Below are 17,947 nucleotides of genomic sequence, written 5' to 3'. Positions count from 1 at the left end.
CGGTCAGCGCGAGCGGACGGCATGCGCTGGCGGGCGATGACCACCGCTGACCTCGCGGCGGTGGACGCGATCGCCGCCAAGGTCCACCCCTTCTATCCCGAAGACGCGAGCGTTCCGGCAGAGCGGCTGGAGCTTTACCCCGATGGCTGCCGCGTGCTCGACGCTGCGCGCCGGGACGGTATCGGCGGCGCCATCAGCGGCTATGTCGTCAGCCATCCCTGGCATCTCGGCCAGCCGCCGCCGCTGAACGCCCTGATCGGCCGCTTGCCCGAGCGCGCGTCGACCTACTACATCCACGATCTCGCGCTGCTGCCTGAGGCGCGCGGCAGCGGTGCGGCCGACGCGATCGTGAGGCAGTTGCTCCGCCATGCCGCCGAAAGCGGTCTCGGCACGGTGTCGCTGGTCGCGGTCAACGACTCCGTGCGGTTCTGGCAGAGCTACGGCTTCGACATCGTCGACCTGCCGGAGCTGCGCCCCAAGCTCAGCAGCTACGACAGCCGCGCACGGCTGATGGTGCGTGAGGTTGGCGCCGCCTGAGCCGCGCCGCACGGGAGCGGGGTGCCGGTCCGGTGCGGATCGTCATGAGCCCGATGACGCCGTCGCCCCATCAGTAGCGGCGATAGGGGCCGGGCTGGCGCGCGTAGGCATAGGCCGGGTTGATTCCGCAGCCGGCGTCGGTGCCGGAGGCGGCGGCCTGGCACTGCCGGTAGGTCGTGAACTGGCAGTTGCCGGGATAGCCCCATATCCGGCCCTGCAAGCAGAAGCGGTCCTGCGCGGCGGCAGCGGGCGAACTCGCGCCGAAGCTGGCGAGAACGGCTGCCGCGGCGAGTGAAGCAAACAACAAGTGGCGCATGAATCGTGTCTCCTTGCGGTGAATGGTGCAGTCGCAACGCAGGCTCGCCCGGACGCGTTCCTCGCGCGCTCCATCAACTGTGGGTGTCGCCAGGCCGCCATCGCGTTCATGCTTTGCACGGGCTTTACCAGAGGCCGGAACATTCCTCGACTCGTCCGGTTGCTTCACGCGACAGTGATGGACGAGGCCATGTTTCGCCGATCGAACAAATCAGACGACAGCAGTCCGAAGGCCGCTCCTAAGTCCGGCGGGCTGCATGCAACGGGCACCGGTGCCCTGCTGGGTCTGCTCGGACTGGCTGTCCTGATCCAATATCTGGATCAACCGCCCCGCGCGCAAGCCGCCGGCGGACGGCAGGTCAGCGCTGCCGACAATAACGGCCGCGGCCGGCTTGCCGAGTCTCCGCCCGACATTCCTGCGCGTGGCTGGAGAGACGTGCTGTTTCGCGTCTATGGGAACGTGACCGAGCACAGGATCGTCGCGATGGCCGCCGGCATGACGTTCTATACGCTGCTCGCGATCTTTCCGGCCCTGGCCGCGCTGGTCGCCATCTACGGCCTGTTTTCCGATCCTGCCCGGATCACCGGGCATCTGGAGCAGCTCGATGGCCTGTTGCCCGGCGGCGCCATCGACATCGCGCGGGACCAGCTGACACGTGTCTCCGCAAAGGGCGGCCAGGCGCTCGGCCTCACCTTCCTGGTCAGCCTCGCGATCTCCTTGTGGAGCGCGAACGCGGCCATGAAATCGCTGTTCGATACGCTCAACGTGGTCTATCGCGCGCGCGAGACGCGCGGCTTCTTCAAGCTGAACGCAATGTCGCTGCTGTTCACGGCCGGGGCGATTCTGTTCGTGCTTTTTGCGATTGGTGCGCTCGTCGTGCTTCCGGTCCTGCTGAACTACGTCGGCATGTCCGATGCCGCCGATCTCGTCCTGCGCGTCGGACGCTGGCCCGCGATCTTCGTCTGCGTCTCGTTCGGGCTTGCGCTCATCTATCGCTATGGACCTGACCGCGACGAGCCGAAATGGCGCTGGATCAGCTGGGGCAGTGCGCTCGCGGCCGCGCTATGGCTCGCGGGATCGGCGCTGTTCTCCTGGTATGCGGCCAATTTCGGCAACTTCAACGCGACCTATGGCTCGCTCGGCGCGGCCGTCGGCTTCATGACCTGGATCTGGATCTCGGCCATCGTGATCCTGATCGGCGGTGAGCTCGATGCGGAGCTCGAGCTCCAGACCCCGCGCGACACCACGACCGGCCGCGAGATGCCGCTGGGCGCACGAGGGGCCACCATGGCCGGCACCGTCGGCCGCGCCGGCTGATCTCGACGGTATCCGATCGGGCGGTTGCCGGCGGCGGCCAGCAGGACGAAGCCACTGGTTCCCTGAACTGCCATTTATGTTTTCAGAACGAGGTCCTTGGGACCTCTCGCCAGACCGGGTTCCTCGGGAACCCGAGGCGGATTCATTGTGTTCCTTTTCCAGCCGGCCGTAACGCCCGGTGACTTGCGAGCCCGCCGTGTCCGCGGGCGATGACTGATTACCGTTCGTCCAAATTCATCACGACGGAGCGTTTGAATGACGGGGGAGTTTGTCGGCGGCCAACGAAATGGCGGCTCCAAGGATCTCACGCGGATCTCCACCGGCAGCGGTGGCCTCGACGATATCCTCGGCGGCGGCCTCGACGCCAATCGCCTGTATCTTTACGAGGGCCGGCCCGGGACCGGAAAGACCACCATCTCGCTCCAGTTCCTTCTGAAGGGCGCAGCCCTGGGCGAGCGGGGGCTCTACATCACCCTGTCCGAGACGAAGCAGGAGCTGGAGGTCGTCGCCGAGCGGCACGGCTGGTCGCTTGCCGGCGTCGACGTGTTCGAGCTTGTTCCTCCGGAGACGACGCTCGATCCGGAGCGGGAGCTCACGGTGTTCCACCCGGCCGAGGTGGAGCTCAGCGAGACGACCAGCCTGATGTTCAAGGAGGTCGAGCGCATCGACCCCGCCCGGGTCGTGATCGACAGCCTTTCCGAGCTCCGGCTTCTGGCGCAGAGTCCGCTTCGCTATCGCCGTCAGGTGCTGGCATTGAAGCACTTCTTCGCCAAGCGCAACTGCACGGTCATCCTGCTCGATGATCTGTCGTCGTCGCAGGACGACCTGCAACTCCACTCGATCGCGCACGGCGTCGTCATGCTGGAGCAGCTTGCGATCGAGTATGGCGCGGAGAGGCGCCGGTTGCGTGTGATCAAAATGCGCGGCATTTCGTTTCGCGGTGGCTTTCATGATTTCACGATTGCCGAGGGCGGGCTGAAGATTTTTCCGCGGCTGGTCGCCGCGGAGCATCACAGACCATTCCTGGGCGAATTCACCCCGAGTGGCAACACCGAGCTCGACCAGCTGCTGGGAGGAGGGCTCGAGCGCGGCACCAACGCGCTCCTCATTGGAGCAGCCGGTGTCGGCAAATCGTCGCTCGCGCTGACCTACGCGATCGCGGCGGCGGAGCGGGGCGAGCACGCCGTCTTCTTCGCATTCGACGAAGGCCGCGGCACGGTGGAGGCCCGTGGGCGAACGCTTGGCTTGCCGCTCGCGACGCATCTGGACTCCGGTCGCATTCGCTTCCAGCAGATCGACCCCGCCGAATTATCTCCGGGTGAGTTCGGCGCCAACGTTCTGCAGAGCGTCGAGCGCGACAAGGCCCGCGTCGTGGTCATCGACAGCCTCAACGGCTACCTCAACGCGATGCCGGACGAACGCTTTCTCATCCTCCAGATGCACGAGCTCCTGAGCTATCTCAGCCAACAAGGTGTGCTGACCATCCTTGTGCTGGCGCAGCATGGTCTGGTGGGCCCGATGGATACACCGCTGGATATCAGCTATCTCAGCGATGCGGTGTTGATGCTGCGCTATTTCGAGGTGGCGGGGACGGTCCGCCGCGCTCTATCGGTGGTCAAGAAGCGGAGCGGGAACCACGAACATACCATCCGGGAGTTTCGTTTGAGCAGTGCCGGCATCACACTCGGCCCGCCGCTCACGGATTTCAGCGGGATCTTCGCGGGCAATCCGCGCTATAACGCAATCGCTGTCCCTGACACGGGGATGCGAGATGAGCATTGAGCGGGATCAGCGCGTGCTCGTCTTTGCGCCGATCGGACGCGACGGTCCGGCGTCTGCGGAGCTGCTTCGAAGCGCAAGGCTCGACACCCATGTCTGCACCTGCCTGACAGAGCTGATCAGCGAGTTGAGTGCCGGCGTCGGCGCGATCGTTCTGGCCGAGGAGGGGGTGTTCGCAACGGACACTGCTCCTCTCACGCAATGGGTCGAGCGGCAGCCCGCATGGTCCGACCTGCCCTTCATCGTGCTCACCAGCCACCGGGAGCAGCCCGCAGTGGTTGCGTGGAGGCGCAATCTCGTGGGCGCGCTGCGCAACGTCTCATTGCTCGAGCGGCCGGTCCAACCGATCACGCTGACGAGCGCGGTGCAATCGGCGATGCGGGCCCGGCGGCGCCAGTACGAAATTCGCACGCTGATCCAGGCGCGCGAGCAGGCCGCGCAGGAGCTCGAGCGGCTGGTGGTGGAACGGACTCGCGCGCTCGCGGAATCCAACGAACATCTTCGCCTCGAGATGGCCGAGCGCGCGCGTGTCGAAGAGACGCTTCGCCAGGCCCAGAAGATCGAGGCCATCGGCCGGCTGACGGGCGGCGTCGCGCATGATTTCAACAATCTGCTGATGGTGATCTCCGGCGGCCTCGACATGCTGGATCGCCAGGCCGATCCGGCGAGGCGCCGTCGCCTCATGGACGGCATGCTCCAGGCGGCGCAGCGCGGTGCGAGCCTGACCCGGCAGCTTCTCGCGTTCTCTCGCCGGCAGGAGCTGAGACCCGAACCGGTCGACATCGCCCGTCAGATCGGCGGAATGCGCGAATTGCTTGATCGCAGCCTTCGCGGCGACGTCCACGTGCGGTTCGATTTTCCCGATGCGCTGTGGCCGGTCGAGGTCGACCCCGGCGAGCTCGAGCTGGTGGTGCTCAATCTCGCCGTCAATGCGCGCGACGCGATGCCCACCGGCGGCACCATCGTGGTGCGAGGGGAGAACCTGCTGAATTGGAAGGATGACGAGGTCGCAGGCGACTATGTCCGCCTGTCCGTGCTCGACACCGGAACCGGCATGACGGACGAGGTTCGCGTTCGGGTCTTCGAGCCATTCTTCACTACCAAGGATGTCGGCAAGGGCTCGGGCCTCGGGCTTGCCCAGGTCTACGGCTTCGCCAAGCAGTCGCGGGGCACCGTCTGCATCGACTCGGAGCTTGGTCGGGGCACCACGATCGCGTTGTACCTGCCCAGATCCGCGCACGCCGCATCCAGGCAGCAGCATCACCTCGTCGACCTTCATCGACCGAGAGCCCGTTCTCGCGAGGAGGGGCGGATTCTTCTGGTCGAGGACGACGACGAAGTCGCTGCGCTCGTGAGCGAGATGCTCCGCCAACTCGGCTATGAGGTCACCCGTGCATCCAGCGCGGCGGCGGCACTGGGCGCGTTGGCCGACGGGCGGTCGGTCGACCTCGTGTTCTCCGATGTCATGATGCCGGGGGGCATGAACGGGGTCGAGCTCGCGCGCGAGATCCAGAAACGGCGCGGCGATATGCCCATTCTCCTGACCAGCGGCTATTCGGGAGCGGCCGTGCATGCAGCAAAGGAGGCCGGAGTTCGGATTCTGTCGAAGCCATATCGGATCGACGAACTGGCAGCCGAGATTGATGCGGCCAAGGCAGAAAACGTGTGGTCGCGGGCGCGCAACTCCTGAGAGCGCCGATCATCGACGCATGGGACTAAGAGCTCTGCAGCGGAGCTCTTGGCGATCCGCTCGGTCTCACGATCGCCGCAACCCGCTCCTGCATTTTTCACAGATCGAGTTTGATTTGCCGCAATGGCGCTAGCTCGCTTCGCTGCAACATTGGCGGCAACGAAAGGGGCTTGAGTCATGTTACTCACAAAGGACGACTTCCGCATCAAGGCGGAAAATTTTGATTTGTCGAATGGCCTGAACATTCTTCGCATTATTTGCGGTCTATTTCTGTTTCCGCATGTCGCCGGAAAGTTCGCCGCCGGTGCGGTATCGGCGACGACCGCCGGCTTCTTCGCCAAGGCGGGCTTTCATCCACCGGAGGTCTGGGTGCTGATCGCCGCGGCGTCCGAGTCCGCGGCCGGCGTGGCCTTGGTGCTCGGCATCTGCACGCGATTTGCGGCGCTCGGCGCCACGGCGCTGCTCCTGTTCGCCGTCTATGCGCTGCAGGTCGTGAAGGGGTTCGGCTGGACCTGGAACACCGGCGGCTATGAGTACCCCGTGTTCTGGGCGATCACCTCGCTCGCGGTGGCGATCGAAGCATGGAAGACACATCTGCGGCAGACGAAGCCCCGTGTCGGCGCCCTGCAGGCGAGCGCTGCGGCTTGACCTTGCGGCGATCCCGCGATCGCGAGCCGGCCAGCAAAGACATCGATCGAGACATATCGATAAGGAGACGAGAGCCGCCCATGGGCGGCTTTCGCGTTTGCGTCGGCGAGGCGGAGATCCCTTGCTTCAGGTCTTCGCCGCATAGAGGCCGGCGAAGCGGTCGCGCAGCAGATTCTTCTGCACCTTGCCCATGGCATTGCGCGGCAGCGTATCCACGAAGACCACGCGTTTGGGCTGCTTGAACTTCGCCAATCGTCCGGACAGCGCCTTGAGAATCTCGCGCTCGTCGACCGACGATCCGGCGGCGCGGACCACCGCAGCCGTCACCCCCTCGCCGAAATCGGCGTGCGGCACGCCGACGACGGCGCTTTCCGTGACGCCAGGAATGGCGTCGATCTCGGTCTCGATCTCCTTCGGATAGACGTTGAAGCCGCCGGTAATGATGAGGTCCTTGCCGCGGCCGACGATCTGCACGTAGCCGTCCGGATTGATCTTGCCGAGATCGCCGGTGATGAAGAAGCCATCGGCGCGGAATTCCGCGGCGGTCTTTTCCGGCATGTTCCAATAGCCGGCGAACACGTTGGGGCCCCGGACCTCGATCATGCCGACCTCGTCGACTGCAAGGGGAGCCCCCGTGTCGGGATCGGCGATGCGCAACTCGACACTCGGCAGCGGCTGGCCCACGGAGCCCGGCACGCGCGGACCTTCATAGGGATTGGAGGTGATCATGCCGGTCTCCGTCATGCCATAGCGCTCGAGGATCTCGTGGCCCGTCCGTCCGTTCCAGGCGCGATGGGTTTCGGCCAGCAGCGGCGCCGAGCCGGCCACGAACAGCCGCATATGAGCCGTCGTGGCCGGGCCGAGATCAGGGTTCTGCAGCAGGCGGACGTAGAACGTCGGCACGCCCATCAGGACGGTGGCTCCCGCCATCGCAGCCAGGATGCGCTCGGCATCGAACTTCTGCATGAACAGGATCCGCGCCCGCGCCGCGAAGGTGACGTTGCCGGCCACGAACAGCCCGTGGATATGATAGATCGGCAGCGCGTGGATCAGCACGTCGTCGCGCGTGTAACGCCATTGCTCGACCAGCGTCAGCGCATTGGAGACCAGATTGCCATGCGTCAGCATGGCACCTTTCGATCGCCCGGTCGTGCCTGACGTGTAGAGGATGGCGGCCAGATCATCCTTCGCACGCTCGACCGTGTCGAATTCACTCGGGCAGGCAGAAGCCGCGTCGACCAGGGAGCCCTGGCCGTCCGGATCGAGCGTCTCGATCCGCCCGCCGGCCGTCGCAACGATGGCGCGCAGGGCGGCCTCGTCCTTCGGGTCGCAGACGATCAATGTCGGCTCGGCGTCGCCGATGAAGTACGCCGTCTCCGCCGGCGTGTAGGCGGTGTTGAGGGGCAGGTACACCGCACCGGCGCGTAACGTGGCAAGATAAAGTGCGAGGGCCTCGACTGATTTCTCGACTTTGGCGGCGACGCGGTGGCCGGGGCCGATGCCGAGCCCGGCAAGAAAGTTTGCGAAGCGGCCGCTGAGTGCCGCCAGCTCCGCGTAGCTCAATGTGGTGCCGTCGTCCTTCTCGATGCAGATCGATTGATCCGTGACGGCGGAGGCGAGCAGGCGGTCGTACAGGTTCCAGGTCATGACGAGATCTTCCGTTGCGGGTTCTTCTGCGGTCTGGGAACGAGGTCCTGCGACGCCAGCTTGGTGCGCAGCGACTTCTTGACCTGTGGCGAGGCGACCACCGTGCCGGCCTCCGCAAAGGCCTCGTGGTTCGCCTCGATGTGCTCCAGCGCATAGAGATAGTTGACCATCAATCCGTACGACTGCTTGAGGCCCTTGGGCGAGGGATCGCCGAGGAAGTTGAGCCGCTCGAGGCGGGCGCCGTTGCCGAGATGGAAGCGGGCCACGGGATCGACGGGCTTGCCCGATGACAGCTTCGCCTTGAGAAAGTAGTAGGCCGCGAGCGCGGTGATCGGCTCCCGCGCCTGCGCGAGGTCGCCGCCGTCCTCCAGCGCCGCCAGCGCGCGCCTGGCGTCGTCATCGATTGCGATCGACGCCTCGGCCTTCAGCTCGCGCCTGACCCAGTTGGCGAAGCCCGGCACCGGCGACAGCGTCACGAAGGTCGTCAGGTTCGGCAGCTCGCGCGCCAGATCCTGCACCACCTGCTTGATCAGGAAGTTGCCGAAGGAGACGCCGGCCAGCCCCTTCTGCGTGTTCGAGATCGAATAGAAGACGGCCGTGGTCGCCTCGCGGGCGTCGATCGCACGGCGTGGCTTTTCGAGGAGAGGGCCGATCGCGGAGGGGATCTCCTTGGTCAGCGCGACCTCGACGAAGATCAAGGGCTCGTCGACCAGTTGCGGATGGAAGAAGGCGTAGCAGCGGCGGTCCGTCGGCTCGAGGCGGTTGCGCAGATCGTCCCAGTCCTGGATCGCGTGAACCGCTTCGTACTTGATAATTTTCTCGAGAATGTTGGCCGATGTCGTCCAGTCGATCGGCCGCAGCACCAGGAAGCCGCGGTTGAACCATGACGAGAACAGGTGAACGAAGTCGTCGTCGACTGCCTGCAGCTCCGGATGCTTCGACAGCAGAGACAGCAGCACCTCGCGCATGCGCACCAGCGACGCGGTGCCGCCCGGCGCCAGATTGAGCCGTCGGATCAGCTCCTGCCGCCGCGGCTCGGCCGCGGCGTGCAGCGCCTCGATCTTCTTCCCCGCACCGCCGTCCTCGCCCTTGTAGGCGGCGATCGCGAGCTCGACCGCGCGGCGATCAGGCCCGAACCGGTCGGCGAGCGAGGACAGGAATTTCAGCCGCTCCGGCTCCTTGGCCCGCTCGAAGACGGCGAGCAGCGACTGCGCGATCGCGACGCCCGAGGCCTCGCCGCGCCGCGAGAGCAGCGCCTCGCCGAGCAGTTCGAGGTCCGGATCCTCGCCGGTGTGGCGAGGCGGCTTGATGCCGAGGACCGATCGTCCGCGCTGGGTCAGCGTGTCGATCAGACCCTGGAGGAATTCCGGCGCCGACATGCGTCCGGATCGCGTCTCGTTGAGCATGGTCTTAAGGCTCCATGGGCTTATCGGGAAGGGAGACCCATCACCAGGTTCGGCAACCAGGTGGAGATCGAGGGCATCAGGCAGAGCAAGACGACCGCGAATGCCATCAGCAGCACGAATGGCAGCGTGCCCCAGATGACGTCCCGTAACGGGATGTCGGGCGCGATGTTCCGGATCACGAAGATGTTCAAGCCCACCGGCGGGTGGATGAGGCCCATCTCCATCACGATGGTCATGACCACGCCGAACCAGATCAGGTCGAATCCGGTGGCCTTGAGCGGCGGCAGGACGATCGGCGCCGTCATCAGGATGATCGAGACCGGCGGCAGGAAGAATCCGAGCACGACCACCAGCACGAGGATCGCCGCCAGCAGCAGCCATCGCGACAGCTGCATTGCGACGATGGCCTGCGCCGCTCCCTGGCTGATGTGTAGATAGCTCATCACGTAGGAGTAGAGCAGTGACATGCCGATGATCAGCATCAGCATGGTCGATTCCTTCAGCGTCGATTCCAGGATCGGGCCGAGATCGGTCGGCCGCCACACGCCGTAGATCAGTGCAATCAAGGCGAGCGCCAGGATGCCGCCGAGGCCGGCGGTCTCCGACGGCGTGGCGTAGCCGCCATAAAGCGCGATCATGACGCCGCTGAGCAGCACGATGAACGGCATCACCCGCGGCAGCGCGCCGAACCGCATCGCCATCGTGTAGCGCTCCTGCGACAGGATCGGATGCTGGGCAGGATCGGCCGCATAGGCGCGTTGCGCCGCGGCGTATTCGGCCTTGAACTTCATGACGGCGTAGGTTGCGAACAGCACGACCAGCAGCAGTCCCGGACCGATGCCGGCCAGGAACAACCGTCCGAGCGACTGCTCGGCCGCGACCGCGTAGAGGATCATCGTGATCGAGGGCGGCAGCAGGATGCCGAGCGTGCCGCCCGCGGCGATGACGCCTGCGGCGAAGCCGCCGGAATAGCCGCGCTTGCGCATCTCGGGAATGCCGGCCGAGCCGATCGCGGAGCAGGTCGCCGGAGACGAGCCGGCCATGGCCGCGAACAGCGCGCAGGCGAACACGTTGGCGATGCCGAGACCGCCGGGAATGCGGCTCATCCACACGTGCATGGCGCTGTAGAGGTCCTGGCCCGCCTTCGACTTGCCGATCGCCGCGCCCTTGAGGATGAAGAGCGGGATCGCCAGCAGCGTGATCGAGGCCAGTTCCTCGTAGACGTTCTGCGTCACGGTATCGAGCGATGCCGCGGGCATGAAGAAGTACATGAAGATGACGGCTACGGTGCCGAGCGCGAGCGCGATCGGCATCCCAGAGGCCATGATCGCGAGCGTCGCGCCGCCATACATCATTCCAACAGCGAGCGTGCTCATTTGCTCCTCCATCCATCGACCTGTGACGCGAGCTGAAGCGCGATCTGCAGGGTCATCAAGGTCATGCCGGTGGCCATCAGGCTGTAGGGAATCCACAGAGGCGGGGCCCAGGTCGAGCCGGACACCTGTCCGTCGACCCAGGCCTCGTGCAGCAGGGTCCAGGATTTCCAGGCGAAGAAGCTGCAGAACAAGAGGCTGATCAGGTCGACGAGGAAGGTCCGGATCGCATTGCCGCGTCGCGTGAGATAGCCGGTGAGGGCTTCGATGCCGATGTGGCCGCGGTTCGACTGCACGAAGGCGGTCGACATGAAGGTGCTGCCGACCAGCAGGAACACGGCCGCCTCGTCCTGCCAGTAGGTCGCGGCATTGAAGAAATAGCGCGCGGCGACGCTGTAGCTCAGGATCGCGCTCGCGGCGATCAGGGCGATCGAGCAGAACACGATGATGGTCCTGTTGAGCACGGCCATGGCGCTGACGATCCGCGCCGTGAGGGAGCCGGGCCGCGCCGCCGTCACGACGACGGGATGCCCGAGATCGACACCATGCGCGCTCATGAGCCGACCTCCATGGCGAGCTTGATCAGGCGGGCGCAGTTCTCGTTCTTGTTGGCGTAGTCCTTCCAGGCGGTGTCACGCGCCAGCGCGCGCCAAGCCTGGACCAGCCTGTCGTCGAGATCGTGGACGGTCGCGCCCGCGGCCTCGTAGACCTTGGCGACGCGGACGTCGTCCTGCATGGCCGCCGAGCGGCCGAACTCTTCGAGCTCGGCGCCGACCGCGACGATGATGTCGCGCTCCTCAGCCGACAGCCGGTCGAACGCCGCTTTCGACATCACCAGCGGCTCGAGCATGAACCAGTAGCTCCTGGCGCGTCCGCTGGTGAGATGCTTGGCGAGCTCTTCCAGGCGGAACGAGGTCAGGCTGGTCGAGGAGGTCAGCGCCGCGTCGCAGGCGCCGGTCTGCATCGCCGCATAGAGCTCGTTCGACGGCAGCGACAGCACCGAGGCGCCGGCGGCCTGCAGCACCAGATCCATCTCGCGCGAGCCGCCGCGCACCTTCACGCCCTTGGCATCGGCCACGTCGACCAGCGGACGCGAACGGCAGGCCGCGCCGCCGGCCTGCCAGATCCAGGTGACGATGACGACGCCCTTGGCGGCGAGAAACTTCGTCAGCTCCTGGCCGATCGGCCTGGTCTTCCAGGCGAGCCCTTCCTCGTAGCTCGTCACGAGGCCCGGCATCAGCCCGATGTTGAGCTCGGGCAGATCGCCGCCGGCGTAGGAGATCGGAATGAGGCTCATGTCGAGCGCGCCCTTCCGCATCGCGGAGAACTGCGCGTTGGTCTTCATCAGCGACGAGCCGGGATAGATCTCCGCGCTCAGCGTTCCCTTGCTGCGCTCGCTGACGAGCTCGGCAAAGCGCCGGCACAGCCGGTCGCGGAAGTCGCCTTCCGTGGCGGTGCCGCCGGGAAACTGATGCGAGATCTTCAGCACTGTGGCGGCCTTTGCGCGTCCGGTCCGCAGCAGCGCGGGAACCGCGAGGCCAAGCGCCATTGCTCGGCGTCGAGACAGTCTCATTCCATACCTCCCGTCCTGCGATTGCATTTTTAAATAACAATCTTGCATACAATTGGTATATTGATTGCATACTGTATTCGTTGTCAAGTGTATGGTATGGAATTTGGGCCGAGGATGTATGCAATGAGCCAGGCCTTTCGACTGAAGCAGGCGATCGAAGATGCTGTGATTGCGGGGGAATTCCTGCCCGGCGACCGGCTGGACGAAGCCTCGCTGGCGGAGCGATTCGGCGTCTCGCGGACGCCGATCCGGGAGGCGCTGCTGCAGCTCGGCTCCGAGGGCTTCATCGATATCAGGCCGCGCCGCGGCGCCATCGTCAGCGTGCCGTCACCGACCCGGCTGTTCGAGATGTTCGAGACCATGGCCGAGGTCGAGAGCGCCTGCGGGCGGCTCGCGGCGCGCCGGCTCACGCCGGAAAACGACGCGGCGATGGAGGCCGCGCATCGCGCCTGCGAGGTGGCCGCGCGCGCCGGCGACAGCGAACAGTACTACGCCGACAACCGGATCTTTCACGAGGCGATCTATCGCGCGAGCTGCAACGGATTCCTCGCCGATCAGGCCTTGGCCCTGCACAAGCGGCTGAGCGCCTATCGGCGCATCCAGCTGCGCGCGCGCAACCGGCTGCTGCAGTCGCTGCAGGAGCATGCCGGCGTGCTCGACGCCATCCGCGCCGGCGACGAGCAACTCGCCGCGACGCGGCTGCACGACCACGTGCTGGTGCAGGGCGAGCGCTTCTCCGACATGGTGCTCGGGCTTGCCGAGCGGCAGCGTTCGGCCATAGCCGGCGGCCGCAGCGGCACGACGAAATCGCGCGCGGCCGAGTAGAAGCGGGCGCGGCCTTGCACGGGCTGGAGGCGGTGTTGGCATGAGGCCGTGACGGGACTATGAAATCCCCGTGCGATCATTCTGCTGCAACCTCAGCCGTCAGCCATGACAACCTGCCGCATTCACGTCACCGGAGCGTCGGGGGCCGGCACCACGACCCTTGGCCGCGCCGTCGCCACGGCGCTCGCCGTGCCGCATCACGATACGGACGATTACCTCTGGCAGCCGACCGAGCCGCCTTACAGCGAGATGCGTCCCGCTGCCGACCGGCTGCGCCTGATGTCAGAGATGTTCGTGCCCCGCGCGACATGGGTGCTGAGCGGATCATTGCAGGGCTGGGGTGATCCGCTCGTCCCTCATTTCGATCTCGTGGTTTTCCTTTACACGGCAAAGGATCTCCGGCTGCAGCGCCTGCGCGCGCGTGAGGTTTTGCGCTACGGTCCTGAGGCCACGGCGCCCGGCGGCGCGCGCCATCACGACACCGAGGCGTTCATCGCCTGGGCATTGGACTACGATGACGGGCATAGGGCGAGCCGCACGCTGGAAAAGCATCAGGCCTGGCTGGCGGCGTTGCCATGTCCCGTGCTCCGCCTTGACGGGGCGAGCCCTCTGGCGGAGCTGACCTCACGGGTCGTTTGTTCCGTCCAACTGGCGTGATCGGACGAAGGCCCGCGCAGCTCACGACGCACGGTTGACCGCATTAGTTCCGTCTCACAGCGGCCCGCCGTCTGCTGGTCTTAGATGTTGGACATCACGGCGCGGCGGTAGAACTACGGAAAACGCCGGCTTTCGACGTGCGTCTTAACGATGACGGAACAAATTGTATCAATTCTACGCCGATCAGCTTCGGTCGTCCGACTCGGGTTTTCCCGGTCGGTCCGAGCGCCTGGAAATAAGTTTGGCATTCGGAGGTTACTTTGTTGTTTCGCTCGAACACCCGCTCGGACGCCGAGGCTCAGCTCGCCGCCCTCAGTCGCGCGTCGGCCGTGATCGAATTCCGGCTCGACGGAACGATCATCACCGCCAACAAGAACTTCCTCGATGCGCTCGGTTATCAGCTGCAGGAGATTCAGGGCAAGCACCACAGCATGTTCGTGGAGCCGTCGGAGCGCGACAGCGCCGGCTACCGCGAATTCTGGGCCGCGCTGAGCCGCGGGGAATTCCAGGCCGCTGAATTCAAGCGCATGGCCAAAGGCGGCCGCGAAATCTGGCTTGAGGCCTCCTACAATCCGGTCCTCGACAGCTCCGGTAAGCCGGTCAAGGTGGTCAAGTTCGCGACCGACATCACGAAGCGGAAGCTGCGGAGCATGGCCGACGCGTCGAAGCTCGCCGCCATCGATCGCGCGCAGGCCATGATCGAGTTCAAGCTCGACGGCACGATCGTCGATGCCAATCAGAACTTCCTGCACGCGCTGGGCTACCGCCTGGACGAGATCCAGGGCAAGAACCACAGCATGTTCATCGAACCGGCGCTGCGCGACAGCCCGGCCTATCGCGAATTCTGGGCCGCGCTCAATCGCGGCGAATACCAGGCGAGCGAATACAAGCGTATCGGCAAGGGCGGCAAGGAAGTGTGGATCCTGGCCACTTACAACCCGGTGCTCGACGTCTCCGGTCGGCCGATCGGAGTGGTCAAGTTCGCAACCGACGTCACCGCGCAGAAGCTGAAGAACGCGGATCTCGCCGGCCAGATCGAGGCGATCGGCAAGTCGCAGGCCGTCATCGAGTTCAACATGGACGGCACGATCATCACCGCGAACGACAACTTCCTGCGCGCGCTCGGCTACACCCTGCCTGAGATTCAGGGCAAGCACCACAGCATGTTCGTCGAACAGTCCGAGCGGGACGGCTCCGCCTACCGCGATTTCTGGGCCAACCTGAACCGTGGTCAGTACCAGGCCGCCGAATACAAGCGCATCGGCAAGGGTGGCAAGGAAGTCTACATCCAGGCCTCCTACAACCCGATCCTCGATCTCAACGGCAAGCCGTTCAAGGTCGTCAAATATGCCACTGACGTCACCAGGCAGGTGCTGGTCCGCATGGGCAACGAGCGCGTTCGCGCCATGATGGAGTCGGTGGCCGCGGGCGCGGAGGAGCTCAACGCCTCCGTGCGGGAGATCTCCGAAGCCATGACGAAGTCGCGCGAGACCGCCATGGGCGCGGTGGATCGTGTGACGGCCGTGGATGCGCAGGCCCAGCGCCTGTCCGAGGCCGCCCAGGCCATGAGCGGCATCGTCGAGATGATCCACAGCATCACCGGCCAGATCAACCTGCTGGCGCTGAATGCCACGATCGAGTCGGCCAGGGCCGGCGAGGCCGGCCGTGGCTTCGCCGTCGTCGCGTCCGAAGTCAAGAATCTGGCCACCCAGGCGAAGAGTGCCACCGACAAGATCGCCCAGGAGATCGAGAGCCTCAACAACATCTCCGGAGGTGTGGTCACCTCGTTGGGCTCGATCAAGCAGGCGATCCAGAATGTCAGCGAATACGTGACGTCGACGGCGGCCGCGGTCGAGGAGCAGAGCACGGTGACGAGCGAGATGTCGTCCAGCATGGCTCGCGCCGCCTCCGAAGCTCAGGCCCTGGCCGCGCGCGCCGCCTGACACGACCTCAATCCGCTGCGCCCCGCAATCGCGGGCGGCAGCGCGCGATTGCGAAGCGAGGCTGCCATCCGCACTGCGATGCGCGGCGTCGCCATGGCCTGTTCGCAGTCATCCCGGCTCGTCGAGACCAGCCATGGCCGACATCATCGTATTCCCTGTCCGGGACTCGCTGCGCGTCATTGCCTCGCGAGCAGATCACCTGGGCAATGCCATGGTGGCACCTCAGGTCAGACGGCTTCGGCGCGAAGTGGAGGTGTGGCGAACCGCGGTGGACAATCTGGATCAGATCGTCAGAGCCGATCCGTCCCTCGCGTCGCTGGCGGCCGAATGCGACAGGATCCGGGAGATGATCGCCGCGGCCGCGGACAAGCTCGAGCCGCTGGCGTAAAATCGATCTCCGCGTGGCGTCATGCAGGGTTTGGCTCCTTTGGGCAGCGCGTAGGGCGGATCAGCGAAGCGTGATCCGCCGCTCCAGTCCGCAGGCCGGCCAACCAACCAGGACCTTGTGCGGCGTCATGCGCCGGCCGGCATCGGTTTCTCCGGGCAGTTCGTCAGGCGGGCCGGTGCGCCCACGGCGGTGCAGCCGGCCGGCACATCCGTCGTGACGACCGCTCCGGCGCCGATCCTGGCGAAGTCGCCGATCCCGACATCGCCCAGGACCGTCGCGCCCGAGGACAGCAGCACGCCGCGGCCGATCCACGGGCTCCGGCCGGGAAGCGCGTCCTGTCGTCCGATCGTGACATTCTGCAAAATGGTGACGTCGTCGCCGATGGCGGCAAAAGCGCCGATGACGATGCCGGTGGCATGGTCGAGAAACACCGAGCTCCCGATTTGCGCCGAGGGATGGATGCTCACCTGGAGCGACGTCGAGGACTCGGCCTGGAGCAGCAACGCGAGATCGAGCCGTTCGTTGGTCCAGAGCCAGTGTGAGACGCGAAACGTCTGCAGCGCGATGTAGCCTTTGTAGTTCAGCAGCGGCGGCAGCAACGCCGTGGTTGCAGGATCGCGCGCTGCAATTCCGCGCAGATCGCCATTCGCCGCGTCGACGAGCGTGGGCGCAGCGAGATGGGCCTCGCGGGCCACCGCAGCAAACCGCGTGCGCTCGCCCGCACTTCTGCCCAGCCGCATGCCGATCTGGTGCGCCACCACGCTGCCGAGATCGGAGTGGTCGAGGATCGCCGCTGCCAAGGCATGGCCAAATACGGGATCGGTCCCTGAGGCCAACTGCGCTTCGCGCTGGATCGACTGCCAGAGTTCGATGCTGGATGTGTTCGTGTTATCGGCCATGGCCTTAACTGCTCGGTTGCCGATGGAGCGCCACTATAGCCTGACGCGGGCTGCCCCGAAACCTGCTGAACTGCATTGGAACCCCGGATAGCGCGTAGGGCGGATCAGCGTAGCGTGATCCGCCGCTTCGGACGTGGGGGAGCCGTCTTCGAAAGTCGCTCGGTCCTGGCAGAAACGTCAGTTCTGAGCCGTCCGGGCAACTGCCGCCGCTACGCCCGCTCCGATCAGAAGCGTGCCGCCCGTCTTGTTGAAGAGGCTGATGGCTCTTGGATTCCGCACGAGCGAGCGTGCACGCGACGCGATCAGCGCATATCCAAATGCATTGGTGAAAGCCAGGATGAGAAAGGTGATCTCAAAGATGATCATCTGAGTGATGAATGGGCTGTTCGGACTCAGAAATTGTGGAAGGAAGGCCACGAAGAACGTGATGCTCTTGGGGTTGAGTGCGGTCACGATCCAGGCGTGACCCAGCATCTTGAACGCCGAGGCTTTGTCTGTTCGTGGTACGGCGTTCAAGGAACCGCCTGCCTGCCACAGCTTGATCCCGAGCCAGACCAGATAGGCCGCGCCAATCCACTTGAGCGTGGTGAACAGGACTGCCGAGGTCGCCAGCAACGCGCCGACGCCAAGCATGGACAGGGTCATGGCGGTGAAGTCACCAAGCGCGACGCCGACCGCCGTCGGCAGCGCGGTTCGCCATCCCTGGCCGAGCGCATAGGAGACCACGAGCAGAACGGTCGGCCCTGGGATCACGAGGAGGATGATGGATGTCCCTGCAAACGCGAGCCACGTCTCGATTGCCATGCTGCCCATCCTTAGATCGCGAACCCACACCAACAATAGACCTATGAGAATAGAGGAATTTTCTGTCCGGGTCCAACGCAGACCGCGCGTGCGGGGGCGGCGCTTCTGCCCGCGATAAAAAGCTGACGACCAATGTCGGACAGCC

17 protein-coding genes are annotated in these 17,947 nt (G+C 65.3%); 9 read left to right on the top strand and 8 right to left on the bottom strand.

All coding sequences use genetic code 11. The annotated features are described in order from the left end of the window. The first annotated feature begins 21 nt into the window (after positions 1-21). Complete coding sequence (locus LQG66_RS13730) at positions 22-537, top strand: GNAT family N-acetyltransferase (protein ID WP_231326749.1); 516 nt, start codon at positions 22-24, stop codon at positions 535-537. Between the two features lie 70 nt (positions 538-607). Here the strand turns inward: LQG66_RS13730 and LQG66_RS13725 are convergent, their stop codons facing one another. After that, entirely contained in the window at positions 608-853 is a 246-nt protein-coding gene (locus tag LQG66_RS13725; protein ID WP_231326748.1) for a DUF3551 domain-containing protein, read from the bottom strand. Between the two features lie 252 nt (positions 854-1,105). Here LQG66_RS13725 and LQG66_RS13720 point away from each other — a divergent pair, with 252 nt between their 5' ends. The 4 genes from LQG66_RS13720 (at position 1,106) to LQG66_RS13705 (ending at position 6,287) form a co-directional block, all read left to right on the top strand. After that, the gene (locus tag LQG66_RS13720; RefSeq protein ID WP_231327776.1) at positions 1,106-2,170 is read left to right on the top strand and encodes a YihY/virulence factor BrkB family protein; all 1,065 of its coding nucleotides are present in this window, start codon (positions 1,106-1,108) and stop codon (positions 2,168-2,170) included. Between the two features lie 255 nt (positions 2,171-2,425). Then, entirely contained in the window at positions 2,426-3,952 is a 1,527-nt protein-coding gene (locus tag LQG66_RS13715) for an ATPase domain-containing protein (RefSeq protein WP_231326747.1), read from the top strand. After that, the gene (locus LQG66_RS13710; RefSeq protein WP_231326746.1) at positions 3,942-5,639 is read left to right on the top strand and encodes a response regulator; all 1,698 of its coding nucleotides are present in this window, start codon (positions 3,942-3,944) and stop codon (positions 5,637-5,639) included. Before LQG66_RS13715 ends, LQG66_RS13710 begins: the two co-directional genes overlap by 11 nt. 177 nt (positions 5,640-5,816) lie before the next feature. Continuing rightward, a complete protein-coding gene (locus tag LQG66_RS13705) occupies positions 5,817-6,287 on the top strand; it encodes a DoxX family protein (RefSeq protein WP_231326745.1) in 471 nt (156 codons plus the stop codon). 126 nt (positions 6,288-6,413) lie between these two features. On the opposite strand, the gene LQG66_RS13700 is transcribed toward LQG66_RS13705, so the two are convergent. From LQG66_RS13700 to dctP, 5 genes are read right to left on the bottom strand one after another with little or no spacing between them, the layout of a single operon-like run. After that, positions 6,414-7,934, bottom strand: coding sequence for a malonate--CoA ligase (locus tag LQG66_RS13700; protein ID WP_231326744.1), 1,521 nt, complete (start codon positions 7,932-7,934; stop codon positions 6,414-6,416). Beyond that, positions 7,931-9,340, bottom strand: a complete 1,410-nt coding sequence (locus tag LQG66_RS13695; protein WP_231326743.1) for a malonyl-CoA decarboxylase — start codon at positions 9,338-9,340, stop codon at positions 7,931-7,933. Before LQG66_RS13695 ends, LQG66_RS13700 begins: the two co-directional genes overlap by 4 nt. Before the next feature lie 20 nt (positions 9,341-9,360). Further along, positions 9,361-10,716: a TRAP transporter large permease gene (locus LQG66_RS13690; RefSeq protein WP_231326742.1), complete on the bottom strand. Its 1,356-nt coding sequence runs from the start codon at positions 10,714-10,716 to the stop codon at positions 9,361-9,363. Next, the gene (locus LQG66_RS13685) at positions 10,713-11,270 is read right to left on the bottom strand and encodes a TRAP transporter small permease (RefSeq protein ID WP_231326741.1); all 558 of its coding nucleotides are present in this window, start codon (positions 11,268-11,270) and stop codon (positions 10,713-10,715) included. Before LQG66_RS13685 ends, LQG66_RS13690 begins: the two co-directional genes overlap by 4 nt. Further along, positions 11,267-12,286, bottom strand: coding sequence for a TRAP transporter substrate-binding protein DctP (gene dctP / locus LQG66_RS13680; protein ID WP_231326740.1), 1,020 nt, complete (start codon positions 12,284-12,286; stop codon positions 11,267-11,269). Before dctP ends, LQG66_RS13685 begins: the two co-directional genes overlap by 4 nt. 123 nt (positions 12,287-12,409) lie before the next feature. On the opposite strand from dctP, the gene LQG66_RS13675 reads away from it, so the two are divergent. From LQG66_RS13675 to LQG66_RS13660, 4 genes are all read left to right on the top strand, one after another. Then, on the top strand, positions 12,410-13,111 hold the full coding sequence (locus LQG66_RS13675) for a GntR family transcriptional regulator (protein WP_231326739.1): 702 nt from the start codon (positions 12,410-12,412) through the stop codon (positions 13,109-13,111). A 105-nt stretch (positions 13,112-13,216) separates the two neighbouring features. Next, positions 13,217-13,768, top strand: coding sequence for a P-loop NTPase family protein (locus tag LQG66_RS13670; protein WP_231326738.1), 552 nt, complete (start codon positions 13,217-13,219; stop codon positions 13,766-13,768). 260 nt (positions 13,769-14,028) lie between these two features. Next, positions 14,029-15,711 (top strand): methyl-accepting chemotaxis protein, encoded by a 1,683-nt coding sequence (locus LQG66_RS13665; RefSeq protein ID WP_231326737.1) that lies wholly within the window; start codon positions 14,029-14,031, stop codon positions 15,709-15,711. Positions 15,712-15,844: 133 nt separating this feature from the next. Continuing rightward, on the top strand, positions 15,845-16,099 hold the full coding sequence (locus LQG66_RS13660) for a hypothetical protein (RefSeq protein WP_231326736.1): 255 nt from the start codon (positions 15,845-15,847) through the stop codon (positions 16,097-16,099). Positions 16,100-16,224: 125 nt separating this feature from the next. Here LQG66_RS13660 and LQG66_RS13655 read toward each other — a convergent pair whose 3' ends face one another. Next, entirely contained in the window at positions 16,225-16,998 is a 774-nt protein-coding gene (locus LQG66_RS13655) for a serine acetyltransferase domain-containing protein (RefSeq protein ID WP_231326735.1), read from the bottom strand. 177 nt (positions 16,999-17,175) lie between these two features. Further along, positions 17,176-17,802, bottom strand: a complete 627-nt coding sequence (locus tag LQG66_RS13650) for a LysE family translocator (RefSeq protein WP_231326734.1) — start codon at positions 17,800-17,802, stop codon at positions 17,176-17,178. Positions 17,803-17,947: the final 145 nt, after the last annotated feature.

The sequence above is a fragment of the Bradyrhizobium ontarionense genome (assembly GCF_021088345.1).
In the GTDB taxonomy this organism is placed as follows: domain Bacteria; phylum Pseudomonadota; class Alphaproteobacteria; order Rhizobiales; family Xanthobacteraceae; genus Bradyrhizobium; species Bradyrhizobium ontarionense.
The sequence above is the reverse complement of the archived record's forward strand: the minus strand, read 5'-3'. Positions and strand labels throughout refer to the sequence as shown.

What these genes read in the sequence shown, in the direction of transcription:
- LQG66_RS13730 (WP_231326749.1), top strand. Translation starts at nt 22, where the DNA reads ATGCGCTGGCGGGCGATGACCACCGCTGACCTCGCGGCGGTGGACGCG.
- LQG66_RS13725 (WP_231326748.1), bottom strand. Translation starts at nt 853, where the DNA reads ATGCGCCACTTGTTGTTTGCTTCACTCGCCGCGGCAGCCGTTCTCGCC.
- LQG66_RS13715 (WP_231326747.1), top strand. Translation starts at nt 2,426, where the DNA reads ATGACGGGGGAGTTTGTCGGCGGCCAACGAAATGGCGGCTCCAAGGAT.
- LQG66_RS13710 (WP_231326746.1), top strand. Translation starts at nt 3,942, where the DNA reads ATGAGCATTGAGCGGGATCAGCGCGTGCTCGTCTTTGCGCCGATCGGA.
- LQG66_RS13705 (WP_231326745.1), top strand. Translation starts at nt 5,817, where the DNA reads ATGTTACTCACAAAGGACGACTTCCGCATCAAGGCGGAAAATTTTGAT.
- LQG66_RS13700 (WP_231326744.1), bottom strand. Translation starts at nt 7,934, where the DNA reads ATGACCTGGAACCTGTACGACCGCCTGCTCGCCTCCGCCGTCACGGAT.
- LQG66_RS13695 (WP_231326743.1), bottom strand. Translation starts at nt 9,340, where the DNA reads ATGCTCAACGAGACGCGATCCGGACGCATGTCGGCGCCGGAATTCCTC.
- LQG66_RS13690 (WP_231326742.1), bottom strand. Translation starts at nt 10,716, where the DNA reads ATGAGCACGCTCGCTGTTGGAATGATGTATGGCGGCGCGACGCTCGCG.
- LQG66_RS13685 (WP_231326741.1), bottom strand. Translation starts at nt 11,270, where the DNA reads ATGAGCGCGCATGGTGTCGATCTCGGGCATCCCGTCGTCGTGACGGCG.
- dctP (WP_231326740.1), bottom strand. Translation starts at nt 12,286, where the DNA reads ATGAGACTGTCTCGACGCCGAGCAATGGCGCTTGGCCTCGCGGTTCCC.
- LQG66_RS13675 (WP_231326739.1), top strand. Translation starts at nt 12,410, where the DNA reads ATGAGCCAGGCCTTTCGACTGAAGCAGGCGATCGAAGATGCTGTGATT.
- LQG66_RS13670 (WP_231326738.1), top strand. Translation starts at nt 13,217, where the DNA reads ATGACAACCTGCCGCATTCACGTCACCGGAGCGTCGGGGGCCGGCACC.
- LQG66_RS13660 (WP_231326736.1), top strand. Translation starts at nt 15,845, where the DNA reads ATGGCCGACATCATCGTATTCCCTGTCCGGGACTCGCTGCGCGTCATT.
- LQG66_RS13655 (WP_231326735.1), bottom strand. Translation starts at nt 16,998, where the DNA reads ATGGCCGATAACACGAACACATCCAGCATCGAACTCTGGCAGTCGATC.
- LQG66_RS13650 (WP_231326734.1), bottom strand. Translation starts at nt 17,802, where the DNA reads ATGGCAATCGAGACGTGGCTCGCGTTTGCAGGGACATCCATCATCCTC.